The sequence below is a fragment of the Streptomyces sp. NPDC091289 genome (assembly GCF_044757365.1).
Taxonomy (GTDB): domain Bacteria; phylum Actinomycetota; class Actinomycetes; order Streptomycetales; family Streptomycetaceae; genus Streptomyces.
Map to the genome: position 1 here is coordinate 58,265 of NZ_JBIVUT010000014.1, position 13,157 is coordinate 71,421.

Sequence of the window (13,157 nt, forward strand, 5' to 3'; positions counted from 1 at the left end):
CGGCAGGCAGCGGGGGCGGCCGCTCGCGTACTGTGCTGTGCCGGGGGCGGCACGCGCGCCCCCGTCGGACACCGGGGCGATCCAGAGCGAGGAAGCACGTGGCAGAGCTGAGGCCGTCGGGCCGTGAGTCGGCGGTGACCGGCGCCCGCAGGGTCGTCGTCAAGATCGGGTCCTCCTCGCTCACCACCGCATCCGGCGGCCTCGACGCCGACCGCGTCGACGCCCTCGTGGACGTCCTGGCCAAGGTCAGGGACGGCGGCGAACGCGAGGTCGTCCTCGTCTCCAGCGGAGCCATCGCCGCCGGACTCGCCCCGCTCGGCCTCGTCCGCAGGCCCAAGGACCTGGCCCGCCAGCAGGCCGCCGCCAGCGTCGGCCAGGGCCTCCTCGTGGCCCGCTACACCGCCTCGTTCGCGCGCTACGGCGTCCGCGTCGGCCAGGTGCTCCTCACCGCCGACGACACCAGCCGCCGCGGCCACTACCGCAACGCCTACAGCACCCTGGACAAGCTCCTGGAGATGGGCGCCGTCCCCGTCGTCAACGAGAACGACACCGTCGCCACCGACGAGATCCGCTTCGGCGACAACGACCGGCTCGCCGCCCTCGTCGCCCACCTCGTCCACGCCGACCTGCTCGTCCTGCTCTCCGACGTGGACGGCCTCTACGACGGACCGCCCGGCACCCCCGGCGCCTCCCGCATCGCCGAGGTCACCGGCCCCGAGGACCTGGCGGGCGTCACCATCGGCAGCGCCGGGAAGGCGGGCGTGGGCACCGGCGGCATGGTCACCAAGGTCGAGGCCGCCCGCATCGCCACCGCCGCCGGCGTCCCCGTCGTCCTCACCTCCGCCAGCCGGGCCGCCGACGCGCTCGCGGGCCGCGACACCGGCACGTACTTCCACCGCACCGGCCGCCGCTCCGCCGACCGGCTCCTGTGGCTGGCCCACGCCTCCACCCCGCAGGGCGCGCTCACCCTCGACGACGGCGCCGTACGGGCCGTGGTGGAGCGGCGCACCTCACTGCTGCCCGCCGGAATCTCCGCCGTCGAGGGCGAGTTCAGCGCCGGCGACCCCGTCGAACTGCGCGACCCGCACGGCACCCCGATCGCCCGCGGCCTCGTCAACTTCGACGCGAAGGAGATCCCCCAGCTGCTCGGCCGCTCCACCCGGGACCTGGCCCGCGAACTGGGGCCCGCCTACGAGCGCGAGGTCGTACACAGGGACGATCTGGTCCTCCTCGTGCCGCGCCTCACCTCCTGAATCGGCTGAAAGTCCCGCTCTCCGGCAGGGACCTTTACCAAAACCACCCCACGCCCGGCTGTGGACTGGTCCACTTTGTAGTGGGGAAACAGGGGTACCGCACAGCAACACATCACAGGAGGCCGCCGGTGAGACGAGCGCGCCCGGGGGCGCCGCCCCGAGGCACGGCCAACCGCGCCCTGACGAGCGTCGGAGCGGGGGCGGATTTCGACCGGAATCCACTCCCGGCGGACACCGTCGGACGGGAGCCGGTCACGACGGCGAAGGAGGAGTCCCCGCAGTCGAAGCTCTGGCACATCACCCTCAGCGTCTCGGGCGCCGAGACGCCGCTGAGCGAGGTCAGACGCGGCCTGGAACAGCTCGCCCACGACCATCCCTTCCTGCTGACCAGCCGCTACGCCAACGACCACGCGGAGATCCGCTACTGGGAAGAGGCCCGCGATCTGCACGACGCGGCCGCGGTGGCGCTGCGGCTGTGGGGCGAGCACCGCTCCAGCGCCCGGCTCCCGCCCTGGGAGATCGTCGGCCTCGAAGTCATCGACCGCGAGACCTACCACCTGCGGATCGCCGAGGGTTACGGACCGCCGCCCGCGGCCCCCGTGGGCGTGCACCCCTACTGACCCGGGGGTGATCCAAGAGGCGATCCCGGGGGCGATCCGGGGCATTCCGGGGGCAATCCCGGTGCGTCCGCACCTCGGGCCGGCCGTCTCGCATCACGGGATACGTGACGGATGCCCGCAGAGCGCGCATTACTCTGCGGGCATGACCACGCTCTCGCCCTACGACAACCTCTCCCCGGTCGCGCAGACCGCCTACCGGGCCCGTGCCGCCGCCGCCGACATCGCGCCACTTCCGCGCGCGGCCAAGGACGACGCGCTGCTGGCCATCGCCGACGCCCTCGAAGTGCGTACGAGCGAGATCGTCGAGGCCAACGCCAAGGACGTCGAGCGCGCCCGCGAGGCCGGGACGAGCGAAGGCATCATCGACCGCCTCACCCTCACCCCGGAACGCATCCGCGCCATCGCCGCCGACGTACGGGACGTGGCGGCCCTGCCCGACCCGGTCGGCGAAGTGGTGCGCGGCTCGACCCTGCCCAACGGCATCGACCTCCGCCAGGTGCGGGTCCCGCTCGGCGTGGTCGGCATCATCTACGAGGCCCGGCCCAACGTCACCGTCGACGCCGCCGCCCTCTGCCTGAAGTCCGGCAACGCGGTCCTGCTGCGCGGCTCCTCCTCCGCCTACGCCTCCAACACCGCCCTCGTCCGGGTCCTGCGCGACGCGGTCGGCGGCTCCGGACTGCCGGCCGACGCGGTGCAGCTCGTCCCGGGCGAGAGCCGCGACTCCGTGACGGAACTGATGCGGGCCCGCGGCCTGGTCGACGTCCTCATCCCGCGCGGAGGCGCCTCCCTGATCCGCACGGTCGTCGAGCAGTCCACCGTCCCCGTCATCGAGACGGGCACCGGAAACTGCCACGTCTACGTCGACGCGCAGACGGACCTGGCCATGGCCGTCGATATCCTGATCAACTCCAAGGCCCAGCGCCCCAGCGTCTGCAACGCCGCCGAGACCCTGCTCGTCCACAAGGACGTGGCGGACGCCTTCCTGCCGCTCGCCCTGGACGCGCTCGCCGATGCCGGGGTCACCGTGCACGGCGACGAGCGGGTGCTCGCCCACGCCGATTCCACCAAGGCCACGGTGGTCCCGGCGACGACGGAGGACTGGGAGACCGAATACCTCTCCTACGACATCGCGGCGGCGGTCGTCGACTCCCTGGACGCGGCGGTCGCCCACATCCGGCTCTGGACCTCCGGCCACACCGAGGCGATCGTCACCACCTCGCAGGCCGCCGCCCGCCGGTTCACCCAATTGGTCGATTCGACCACGGTCGCCGTGAACGCCTCCACCCGCTTCACGGACGGCGGGCAGTTCGGCTTCGGCGCCGAGATCGGCATCTCCACGCAGAAGCTCCACGCCCGCGGTCCGATGGGCCTGCCCGAGCTGACCTCGACGAAGTACATCGTCACGGGCGACGGGCACATCCGCTAGACCCGCCCGGACCCGCCTCGGCCCCTCCGGTCGGCCCCTCCCGCCAGGAGGGGCCGACCGCATGTTCGCCCCCGTCGATCCGGGGGAGTTCGCGGGGTCCCTGCCCAAAAGGTCCCGACGGGGCTACGCTGAATCCGTGCCGGACGACGTGGGGGGCAAGCCGTTTCCTGACGGCTGGGAGCCCGACGACGACCGCGGGGGCGCGGACGAGGACTTCGCCTCCGTGGTGTTCGACGAGGACTTCGTCCGGTCGGCGCCCGTCCATGAGCCCACCGCCGTGGAGCGCCTGCTCGCCGCCGCCGAGGCCCGCGCCGAGGCCGACGCGGCCCGCGCCCGCCGGAGCCGTCGCGCCGACGACGAATACGGCCTCTACGGCCGCACCCGGGGCTACCACGACCCCCACGACCTCGACTACGACCCGGACCACGGCGTCGGGGACGACGACGACCCCGCCCCGGGCCCCTACGGCCGCCACGGCGGCTCCCTGCGCCCCTACCGCAACTCCGCCCGCTGGCACCGCCCGGTCGCCTGGCTGCTGGCCGTGCTGATGGGCGTCGGCATGGTCTCCCTCGCCTTCAGCGCGGTCTACCGGGGCGCCTCGAACAACGGCCAGGACCAGGTGCCGCCACCCGCCACCAGCGGGGTGGACAAGCCCGGGGCCGCCCCGTCGGCCTCCGCGGACTACTCCCGCCCCGCGGTCTCCGCCGAGCCCCGGGTGCCCTGAGCCCGCCCCCTCACGTCACCCGTTCGCCGATGACCGCCCCCTTCGCCCTCGCACTTCCCGGGGTTCTCCGCGTTTACGCGGACCGCAATCGACCTACCCTGAAGATGTGACCCCTCGTTCCCAGGGGGGCTTCTCGCTGCCGGACGCCGCTCGTCCGAAGCAGACCGTTGCGCACCGAACCGACCGGTGTGGAGATCGGGAGAGAAGTCATGACAGGCCGCTCAGAACCGCCGGACGGCCCGCCCGAGAACCCCGCGGGCGGCGAGGACGAATACCGCTCGCTCGTCTTCGACGAATCGTTCGTCCAGGCTGCCCGGATGCAGGAGTACTCGGCGCAGGAACGGATGGGCGAGCACGCCCGCGCCGTCCGCACCCTGCCCGAGGCGCAGGTCACCGTCCGTAGCGGCGGCGGCTCCCGGGCCGCCATAGCCCTGGTCGTCCTCATCGCCCTGGCCTTCGCCGTGGCCGTCTACATCGGATTCCGGAGCCCCTACCCCCAACCGGCCGTCCGGCGCGCCGAACCCCTGCGGACCACCGTCGTCCCCCTGGCCCCCCGGGGCGCCGTACCGGGCGGGTCACCCGAGCGGCTGTACCGGACCGAGCCGGTCTCCGGATTCCGCTCGGGCGCGGCCGGCATCAACTTCCCCGCCGTGGAACGCACCCAGAACTTCTCCGACAGCCAGATCACCGCCGCTCTCGCCACGGTCAAGGACTACCTGGTGGAGTCGTCCCTGAACCCCGACGTCCTCACCGGCTCCGTACGCCGGCCGGTCGAGCACCTCCTCGATCCGGACCAGCGCGCCCAGTTCGAACAGAGTCTGAGCAGCCCGGCGGACGACGGGAGCCACGCCGCCACCGGCTGGCTCGTGCGCTTCGACCCGGAGCAGGTGGAGCTCGCGGACCCGCGGATCCGGGTCCACGGCACCCTCCGCTACGAGGAGGAGGCGGCGGGCGCCCTCGGCGTCGTCTCGGACCACACCTTCACCTACGCCCTGCGCCCGGCGGACGGGCCCCACCGGGAGGACGGCGCGTCCCTGTTCACCGTGCGGCGCGAGCTGCACTTCCGCTTCGACCGGGAGGACCTGCGACTGCACCGCCTGGAGGTACGCACCGCCTACATCCAGGCAGGGCCGCAGTCCTGCTCGGCCGACGCGACCGGGATGCTCCGCCCGCTCCTCGCCGGGGAACGGGCGGACGCCCGCGGACCCGCCGCCACCGACCCGTACGCCACGGGCCGGCCCACGGCGGCGCTCTGCGGGACCCTGGGGGCCGTCAGCTCCCCGACGGGCCCGACGTCCCCGGGCTCCCCTCCTCAGGGTCCTCAGGCCGGCCCGACGTCTCGTCCCCGTCCGTAGCGGAACCGCCCTTCGCGCCCCCGGCCCCGGATCCAGCCCCGGCCCCGGCTCCGGTGAACTTGTCGCGCAGCTTGCCGCCCAGGTCTCCCGCGCCGCCGGCGATGTCGCCCACGAGCTTCATCAGCGGGTCCTTGCTGGTGCGCACCGTGTCCGCGTAGTGCGAGGCGGACTCCCGGAACGAGTCGGTCACCGAGGTGTCCTTGTCCTCGTCGCGCCGCGGGTAGTGGCCGTCCATGATCCGCTGGAAGTCGCGGGTCTCCGACCACTTCTTCAGCTCGGCGGCCCGCACGGTGGTGAACGGGTGCGTCCGGGGCAGCACGTTGAGGATCTTCAGGACGGAGTCGCGGAGGTCGCCGCCCTTCTCGTACTCGTCGGCCTGGGCGAGGAAGGCGTCCACGTTCATCTCGTGGAGGTGATTGCCGCCCGCGATCTTCATCAGGCCGCGCATCGAGGCCGTGATGTCCTGGCCGACCAGCAGCCCGGCCCGGTCCGCGGACAGCTCCGACTTGCGGAACCACTCGCGCAGCGCCGTCACTATCGCCATGATCGCCACATTGCCCAGCGGGATCCAGGCGACCTTCACGGCGAGGTTGGTCAGGAACAGCAGTATCGTCCGGTACACCGAGTGGCCGGAGAGCGCGTGGCCCACCTCGTGGCCCACCACCGCCCGCATCTCCTCCTCGTCGAGCAGCTCGACCAGGCCGGTGGTGACCACGATGATCGGCTCGTCCAGCCCGATGCACATGGCGTTGGGCTGCGGGTCCTGCTTCACGTACATCGGCGGGACCTTCTCCAGGTCCAGGATGTAACACGCGTCCCGCAGCATGTCGTTGAGGTGGGCGAACTGCGCGTCGCTCACCCGGACGGAGTCGGAGAGGAAGAGCAGCCGCAGGCTGCGCTCCGGGAGCAGCCCGCTGAGCGCCTTGAACACGGTGTCGAACCCGGTCAGCTTGCGCAGGGCCACCAGGGCCGAGCGGTCGGCGGGATGCTCGTAGGCCCGGGAGGAGATCCCGGGGAATCGCCGGCGCTGCCTGCTCGGCACGTTCTCGTGACTGCTGTCGGTCATGGATGGCCCCCTGTTCGTACGAGACGTTGCTCGTCCCCCGGACAAAACCCAGCGTATGCGCTGGCGCTACGGTGTGCGGGGGGCTGTGGATAACTTTGAGGAGCGCCCGAATGCCGCACACCGCCGTACTGCTCGCCGCCGCGTCCCAGGAGCAGGGACCGGGCGGCACCCTCCGGATCGTGCTGCTCGTCTCGATCCTCGGGGCGGTGCTGCTCGCCTGGTTCCTGCTGCGGGGATACCGCAACGACGACAACAACGACTGAGTCGCCGTGAGCGTGCCCGAGGGTCCCGCATACGATGTGCCTGACGTCTTCCTTCCGCCTCACGATCGATAGGTCCTGCCGAAGATGAGCCTCACGAGCACCGCACACGAGCTGGCCACCCTCGCCTCCGGAGGCGAGGGCGGCGGCAACCACGAAAGCCTCAACCCCTACCTCGTCGGCGGCCTGGCCTTCCTCGCGCTGATGTTCCTGCTGTGGGTCACCACCCGCTTCAACCGCGACCGCTGAGTCGGGGCGTACAGCTGTGCCAGTAGGCTCTGCACGCATGGGAGAGCAGGAAGTGCCTACCGGCCCCGGCAAGCGCCGTATCGGCGTGATGGGCGGGACATTCGACCCGATCCACCATGGACACCTGGTGGCGGCCAGTGAAGTGGCCGCCCAGTTCCATCTCGACGAGGTCGTCTTCGTCCCCACCGGGCAGCCGTGGCAGAAGAGCCACAAGAAGGTCTCCCCGGCCGAGGACCGCTATCTGATGACGGTCATCGCCACCGCGTCCAACCCGCAGTTCTCCGTCAGCCGCAGTGACATCGACCGTGGCGGACCGACGTACACCATCGATACGCTGCGGGACCTGCGCGAGGTCCACGGCGAGGCGGACCTCTTCTTCATCACCGGCGCCGACGCGTTGTCCCAGATCCTCACCTGGCGCGACGCGGAGGAGCTGTTCTCGCTCTCCCACTTCATCGGTGTGACCCGCCCGGGTCACGTGCTCACGGACGACGGGCTGCCCGAGGGCGGCGTCTCCCTCGTGGAGGTGCCCGCGCTGGCGATCTCGTCCACGGACTGTCGTGAGAGGGTCGCGCAGGGGGAGCCGGTCTGGTACCTGGTGCCGGACGGCGTGGTCCGCTACATCGACAAGCGCCAGCTGTACCGCGGCGAATGAGCCACGGAGAGGGGCACCGGTGAACGACCGACAGAACCCGTACGACCCGTACTACCAAGAGCCGCAGATCGTCGGCTACGACGCGTACGGGCAGCCGGTCTACCAGCAGCAGGGGCAGCAGCAGTACGACCAGCAGGGCCAGCAGGGCCAGCAGCCCCAGGGCTACGACCCCTACGCCGCCCAGCAGGGCCAGGGCCAGGGGCACCCGACCCAGGACGCCGGCTACGGCTACGACGCGTACGGCAACCCCCAGCAGCAGCCCCAAGGTTACGACCCCTACGGCGGCCGGCACCCGGGCCAGGCGCCCCAGCCGCAGCAGGACCAGGGCGCCGACCAGGGGTACGGCTACGGCTCCTACACCGACTACGGCTACGCCACCGGGCAGCAGCCCACGGCGGTCGACACCGGCCAGCACTGGAGCATCCCGCAACAGGGCGCGGCCCCCGCACCGGAACAGTCCCCGCAGCAGGCTCCCGTACAGCAGCAGCACCAGCACCACCAGCCGTCTCCGCCGCAGTCACCGGAGGCAGCGGACGCGGAGGCCGAGCCCGGGCTTCCGGGGCAGCGCAAGCCCACCCCGGACTACCGCACCGAGCAGTTCTCGTTCATCGAGGAGCCCGACGAGGACTCCGAAGACGTCATCGACTGGCTGAAGTTCACCGAGAGCCGCAGTGAGCGGCGCGAGGAGGCCCGGCGCAAGGGCCGCAACCGGATGGTCGCGCTGATCGTCGTCGCCGTTCTCGTCGTCGTCGGCGGGGCCGGCTACCTCTGGTCCGCCGACATGATCCCGGGGCTGTCCGGATCGGACGAGAAGAAGGCCGTGGCCGCCGGCGCCCAGCAGCGCGACATGATCGTGGTGCACCTGCACGACACGAAGAAGGGCGGCACCTCGACGGCGCTGCTCGTCGACAACGCCACCACCAAGCAGGGCACCACCGTCCTGCTGCCCAACTCCCTCGCCGTCGCGGGCGACGACGGGACCACCACCACGCTCGGCAAGTCCGTCGAGGACGACGGCAGGACCGGCACCCGGGAGTCGATCGACACCCTCCTGGGCACCCGGATCACCGGCACCTGGCGGCTGGACACCCCGTACCTGGAGAACCTCGTCGAGCTGGTCGGCAACATCGAGGTCGACACCGACACCGAGGTGCCCGGCGCCAAGAAGGGCGAGTCGCCCCTGGTGGACAAGGGCGAGGGCCAGACGCTCAGCGGTCCGATGGCCGTCGCGTACGCCACGTACCGCGCGCCGGGCGAGCCCGAGGCCAAGCAGCTGACGCGGTTCGGCGAGGTCATGCGGGCCACCCTGCGCAAGATCTCCGAGGACCCCAAGGCCGCGACCGTCACCATCGAGACGCTGCTCCAGGTGCTCGACCCGTCCCTCCCCGAGAAGGACCTCGGCGCCTCGCTCGCCAAGCTGGCCTCGCGTGCCAAGGTCGGCGACTACAAGACGGCCGTGCTGCCGGTCCAGGGGGACGGCACGCTCACCGAGGCGGACACCCGCGGTGTCGTCAAGGACATCCTCGGCGGCACGGTGAAGGCGCCCGAGGCGGGCGCTCCGCTCCGGGTCGCCGTCCGCAACGCCACCGGGAACGAGAAGGCCGCGGAGGCCGCCCGGGTCCAGCTGGTCAACGGCGGCTACGCCTTCGTGGACAGCGGCAAGGCAGGGGCCGAGGCGTCGTCCGTCGTGCTCTACCGGTCCGCCGAGGACAAGGAGAAGGCCACCGAGGTGGCCAAGACCCTGGGTCTCTCCGCGGGCGATGTGAAGAAGGGCGAGCCGGCCGCCAACGCCGACGTGTCCGCGGTTCTCGGCCAGGACTACGAGGTCAAGTAGCCCGCCAGCCCGCTCGGGGACACCGGCCGACGCTCCGGCGTCGGCCGGTGAGCGCGGCGGAAGCCGGCCGGTGAAACGCGGTGAAAGCCCGCCGGTGCAACGCAGTAAGGCTCTGTCGGTGGTCCGTGAGACCCTAGAGGTTGCATCCGACCGCCGACGAAAGCCTGCATGTGACCGCCACGGACCGCTCCATCGAGCTCATCAACGCTGCCGCTCAGGCGGCCGCCGACCGGCTCGCGCACGACATCATCGCCTACGACGTCAGCGACGTGCTGTCGATCACCGACGCCTTCCTGCTGGCCTCGGCCCCCAACGACCGCCAGGTCAAGTCGATCGTCGACGAGATCGAGGAGCAGCTCCAGAAGGAGCTCGGCGTCAAGCCGGTGCGCCGTGAGGGCGACCGCGACGCCCGCTGGATCCTCCTCGACTACGTCGACATCGTCATCCATGTCCAGCACAGCGAGGAGCGCGTGTTCTACGCGCTGGAGCGCCTGTGGAAGGACTGCCCGGAGATCGCCCTCCCCGAGGACGCGATCAAGACCCGCGGCAAGGCCGAGGAGCACGCACAGCTCAACGGCGGCACGGAAGGTGACCAGAGCTGAACGGCAGCAGCAGCGGCAGGGGCCGCAGGATCGTCCTCTGGCGACACGGCCAGACGGCATGGAATCTGGAGCGCCGCTTCCAGGGCTCCACGGACATCGAGCTCACCGAGGCCGGCGTCGGGCAGGCCCGGCGCGCCGCCCGGCTGCTCGCCTCGCTGAAGCCGGACGCCATCGTCGCCTCCGACCTGCGGCGGGCGGCGGCCACGGCTGCCGAGCTGTCCGCCGTCAGCGGTCTCACCGTCGCCCACGACGCCTCACTCCGTGAGACGTACGCGGGCGCCTGGCAGGGGCTGACCCACCAGGAGATCATCGAGCGCTTCGGTGAGCAGTACGCGGCGTGGAAGCGCGGGGAGCCCGTGCGCCGGGGCGGCGGCGAGCTGGAGACCGAGGTCGCCGACCGGGCGGCCCCGGTCGTCCTGGAGCACGCCGAGAAGCTCCCGGAGAACGGCACGCTCGTCGTGGTCAGCCACGGCGGCACGATCAGGACGACGATCGGCCGGCTGCTGGGCCTGGAGGCGCACCACTGGGAAGGGCTCGGCGGGCTGTCCAACTGCTGCTGGTCCGTTCTCGGGGAGGGCGCGCGCGGCTGGCGTCTGCTGGAGCACAACGCCGGCACGCTTCCCGAGCCGGTGCTCGGCGACGACGACTAGGCGCTGTTCGGAGGCCGTTCGCGGGCCGTCCTCGGGCGGCCCGGGCCGGATTTCACTTTCCGGCAGGTCACAGGCTAAAGTTCTTCTTGTTCGCAGCGCGGAAACGCAGGGAAACACAGCGAACAGCGGGGCTATAGCTCAGTTGGTAGAGCGCCTGCATGGCATGCAGGAGGTCAGGAGTTCAATTCTCCTTAGCTCCACTCAAGACAGGTGAAGCCGGGCACTTTGTGCCCGGCTTTCCTCGTTCTCCCGCCCGGATCGCGCGGGTCACCCAGGGGCGGCGTAGCGCGCCCGCATCTGCTCGCCCGCCGCCGGGCCGGACCGGAACGCGAAACGAGGGTCCGACACGGACAGGCCGGTGACGGGGTCGACCGTCACCGGCTCCACCTCGCGGCCGGTGTCGGTGTCGACGAGCACCATCGAGCGCTCGGACGGCGCCAGCTGCTCGTTCCGCCACGCGGCCATCGCCACCAGGATCGGCCGCAGTGAGCGGCCGAAGTCGGTGAGCACGTACTCGTGCCGTACCGGACGCTGCTGGTAGACGCGCTTGGTCAGGATGCCGTTGTCGACGAGCGTCTTGAGCCGGGTGGTCAGCATGCTGGAGGACAGGCCGATGTTGGCCTGGAACTGGTCGAAGCGTGTGTATCCGTCGAAGCAGTCGTGCAGGAGCAGGATCGTCCACCACTCCCCGACGTACGACATCGCCGTCGACAGCGGGCACTCCCGGTCCTCGACGCGGACGCGTGCAGGCACTCGAATTCCTCCTCCGGACGGCCGGTCGGACAGTCGAACGGTCGGCGTTCGACGCTCCAGCCACTTACTGCTAATCTAGCAGCCATAATGACTGCGAAAATAGAAGTAACTACGTCCGGCGCGGAGCGCTCCCCGTCGGCGCCGCGAGCGACGGTCACGGGCGGGACCCGGGGAACCGGTGCGGCGGTGGTCCGCCACCTGCGGGAAGCGGGCATGGACGTCACCGTCGTCGCGCGCACGCCGGGCGAGGCCGAGGCCGCGCGTTTCGTTCCCGCCGACCTGACCGACCCCGTAGCGGCCCGGGAGGCCGCCCGGATCGTCCTCGCCGAGGGTGCGCCGGACGTGGTCGTCCACGTCGCGGGCGGGTCGCAGTCGCCGTCCGGTGGCTTCGGCGTCCTGGGCGAGGAGGAGTGGGCCCAGGAGCTGAACCTGAACCTGCTGTCCGCGGTGCGGCTGGACCGCGAGCTGGTCCCGGCGATGATCGAGAGAGGCCGGGGCGCGATCATCCACGTGGCGTCCATCCAGGCGCGCATGCCGTTGTGGGACGGCACCCTGGCGTACGCGGCGGCCAAAGCGGCGCTGCGCACCTACAGCAAGGGCCTGGCCGGACAGCTCGCCCCGCACGGCATCCGCGTCAACACGGTCTCCCCGGGCGGCATCCGGACCGAGGGCGCCGACCAGCTCGTCGACCGTCTCACCGAGCGATTCGACGGTGACCGCGATGCCGCCTGGAACTCGCTGGTCGCCTCCTTGGGCGGGGTGCCGCTGGGGCGCTTCGCCACCCCGGACGAAGTCGCCGGCGTCATCGGGTTCCTGGCGTCGGACGCCGCGGCCAGCGTCCTCGGAGCCGAGATCGTCGTCGACGGCGGCACCATCCGCACCATCTGACCGGCCGCACCACGTACCCCCTGGCCCCGGCCCGGCACCCCCTCGAAACGGAGACTCTGATGAACGACACCTTCACCGCCTACGACCCCGCGACCCTGCCCGCGCCGGTGGTCGCCTACCTCGACGCGCACGACGAGAACCGCCACGCCGACGTCGCGGCCGTGTTCGCGCCGGACGCGACCGTCCTCGACGACGGGAAGACCTACGAGGGCATCGAGGCGATCCGCGCCTGGAGTGAGAAGTCCTCGACCGAGTACACCTACACCAGCACCCGCATCGACCAGCGGATCGCCGACGGCGGTCAGGTGGTCGTGCGGGTGCGGCTGGACGGGAACTTCCCCGGCGGCACTGTCACCCTCCGCTACCGGTTCGTACTCCGTGCCGGGCTCATCGCCGATCTGGCGATCGAGGTCTGAGCCATCGCCGGTCCTAGCCCCAGAACCGGTCCTCGGCGGCCTGGTCCTCGCCGATCAGCCAGATCTCCGCGATCAGGTCGCCCTCGACGCGGAACACGTCCACCCCGTGCTGGTCGAGCGCGGCCGCACCCTCGCGCTCGGCCGTGAACCGCACGGTCGTGGCCACCAGGTTGCCGCTCCCGGTCGCCGACTCGGTCTCCAGGGCGAAGGTGCCACCGCTGAGTTCCATGAACCTGCCCAGGTGCGCCAGCACGGCCTCGGGCCCCACATGATCACCCGAGAGCTGGTTCGCGCCGGGCTGATGCCACACCACGTCCTTCGTCAGCGTGGCCGCCAGCGCCGCCATGTCCCCGGCCGCCGCAGCGGCTCCGTACCGTCCCACCACATCAATGGCCGACATGCTCTT

Annotated in this window: 16 protein-coding genes and 1 tRNA gene; 14 read left to right on the top strand and 3 right to left on the bottom strand. The window is 71.4% G+C overall.

The window, feature by feature from the left end; genetic code table 11:
• The first annotated feature begins 98 nt into the window (after positions 1 to 98).
• The 5 genes from proB to ACIQPT_RS19870 all read left to right on the top strand — a co-directional run bounded on the left by proB (position 99) and on the right by ACIQPT_RS19870 (position 5,378).
• Entirely contained in the window at positions 99 to 1,253 is a 1,155-nt protein-coding gene (gene proB / locus ACIQPT_RS19850; RefSeq protein WP_401157191.1) for a glutamate 5-kinase, read from the top strand.
• 128 nt (positions 1,254 to 1,381) lie between these two features.
• Complete coding sequence (locus ACIQPT_RS19855; RefSeq protein ID WP_401157192.1) at positions 1,382 to 1,873, top strand: hypothetical protein; 492 nt, start codon at positions 1,382 to 1,384, stop codon at positions 1,871 to 1,873.
• Between the two features lie 142 nt (positions 1,874 to 2,015).
• Positions 2,016 to 3,299 (top strand): glutamate-5-semialdehyde dehydrogenase, encoded by a 1,284-nt coding sequence (locus ACIQPT_RS19860; RefSeq protein ID WP_401157193.1) that lies wholly within the window; start codon positions 2,016 to 2,018, stop codon positions 3,297 to 3,299.
• A 136-nt stretch (positions 3,300 to 3,435) separates the two neighbouring features.
• The gene (locus tag ACIQPT_RS19865) at positions 3,436 to 4,023 is read left to right on the top strand and encodes a hypothetical protein (protein WP_401157194.1); all 588 of its coding nucleotides are present in this window, start codon (positions 3,436 to 3,438) and stop codon (positions 4,021 to 4,023) included.
• Positions 4,024 to 4,232: 209 nt separating this feature from the next.
• On the top strand, positions 4,233 to 5,378 hold the full coding sequence (locus tag ACIQPT_RS19870; RefSeq protein ID WP_401157195.1) for a hypothetical protein: 1,146 nt from the start codon (positions 4,233 to 4,235) through the stop codon (positions 5,376 to 5,378).
• On the opposite strand, the gene ACIQPT_RS19875 is transcribed toward ACIQPT_RS19870, so the two are convergent.
• Complete coding sequence (locus ACIQPT_RS19875) at positions 5,296 to 6,444, bottom strand: M48 family metallopeptidase (protein WP_401157196.1); 1,149 nt, start codon at positions 6,442 to 6,444, stop codon at positions 5,296 to 5,298. The two genes, ACIQPT_RS19870 and ACIQPT_RS19875, sit on opposite strands and share 83 nt — an antisense overlap.
• 110 nt (positions 6,445 to 6,554) lie before the next feature.
• Between ACIQPT_RS19875 and ACIQPT_RS19880 the strand changes: the two genes are divergently transcribed.
• The 7 genes from ACIQPT_RS19880 (at position 6,555) to ACIQPT_RS19910 (ending at position 10,894) form a co-directional block, all read left to right on the top strand.
• On the top strand, positions 6,555 to 6,707 hold the full coding sequence (locus ACIQPT_RS19880) for a hypothetical protein (RefSeq protein ID WP_164873493.1): 153 nt from the start codon (positions 6,555 to 6,557) through the stop codon (positions 6,705 to 6,707).
• An 84-nt stretch (positions 6,708 to 6,791) separates the two neighbouring features.
• On the top strand, positions 6,792 to 6,953 hold the full coding sequence (locus ACIQPT_RS19885) for a hypothetical protein (protein WP_032786345.1): 162 nt from the start codon (positions 6,792 to 6,794) through the stop codon (positions 6,951 to 6,953).
• A gap of 37 nt (positions 6,954 to 6,990) precedes the next feature.
• Positions 6,991 to 7,608 (top strand): nicotinate-nucleotide adenylyltransferase, encoded by a 618-nt coding sequence (gene nadD / locus ACIQPT_RS19890; RefSeq protein WP_030077827.1) that lies wholly within the window; start codon positions 6,991 to 6,993, stop codon positions 7,606 to 7,608.
• 19 nt (positions 7,609 to 7,627) lie between these two features.
• The gene (locus tag ACIQPT_RS19895) at positions 7,628 to 9,442 is read left to right on the top strand and encodes a LytR C-terminal domain-containing protein (protein ID WP_401157197.1); all 1,815 of its coding nucleotides are present in this window, start codon (positions 7,628 to 7,630) and stop codon (positions 9,440 to 9,442) included.
• 170 nt (positions 9,443 to 9,612) lie between these two features.
• Complete coding sequence (rsfS, locus tag ACIQPT_RS19900) at positions 9,613 to 10,044, top strand: ribosome silencing factor (RefSeq protein ID WP_050360133.1); 432 nt, start codon at positions 9,613 to 9,615, stop codon at positions 10,042 to 10,044.
• Complete coding sequence (locus tag ACIQPT_RS19905) at positions 10,041 to 10,694, top strand: histidine phosphatase family protein (RefSeq protein WP_401157345.1); 654 nt, start codon at positions 10,041 to 10,043, stop codon at positions 10,692 to 10,694. Before rsfS ends, ACIQPT_RS19905 begins: the two co-directional genes overlap by 4 nt.
• A gap of 127 nt (positions 10,695 to 10,821) precedes the next feature.
• Positions 10,822 to 10,894 (top strand) — tRNA-Ala (locus ACIQPT_RS19910).
• Positions 10,895 to 10,961: 67 nt separating this feature from the next.
• Here ACIQPT_RS19910 and ACIQPT_RS19915 read toward each other — a convergent pair.
• Complete coding sequence (locus tag ACIQPT_RS19915; protein ID WP_401157198.1) at positions 10,962 to 11,447, bottom strand: winged helix-turn-helix transcriptional regulator; 486 nt, start codon at positions 11,445 to 11,447, stop codon at positions 10,962 to 10,964.
• Positions 11,448 to 11,534: 87 nt separating this feature from the next.
• On the opposite strand from ACIQPT_RS19915, the gene ACIQPT_RS19920 reads away from it, so the two are divergent.
• Positions 11,535 to 12,335: an oxidoreductase gene (locus ACIQPT_RS19920; RefSeq protein ID WP_401157199.1), complete on the top strand. Its 801-nt coding sequence runs from the start codon at positions 11,535 to 11,537 to the stop codon at positions 12,333 to 12,335.
• Between the two features lie 59 nt (positions 12,336 to 12,394).
• Positions 12,395 to 12,751, top strand: coding sequence for a nuclear transport factor 2 family protein (locus ACIQPT_RS19925; RefSeq protein ID WP_401157200.1), 357 nt, complete (start codon positions 12,395 to 12,397; stop codon positions 12,749 to 12,751).
• Between the two features lie 13 nt (positions 12,752 to 12,764).
• On the opposite strand, the gene ACIQPT_RS19930 is transcribed toward ACIQPT_RS19925, so the two are convergent.
• Entirely contained in the window at positions 12,765 to 13,151 is a 387-nt protein-coding gene (locus ACIQPT_RS19930; RefSeq protein ID WP_401157201.1) for a nuclear transport factor 2 family protein, read from the bottom strand.
• Positions 13,152 to 13,157: the final 6 nt, after the last annotated feature.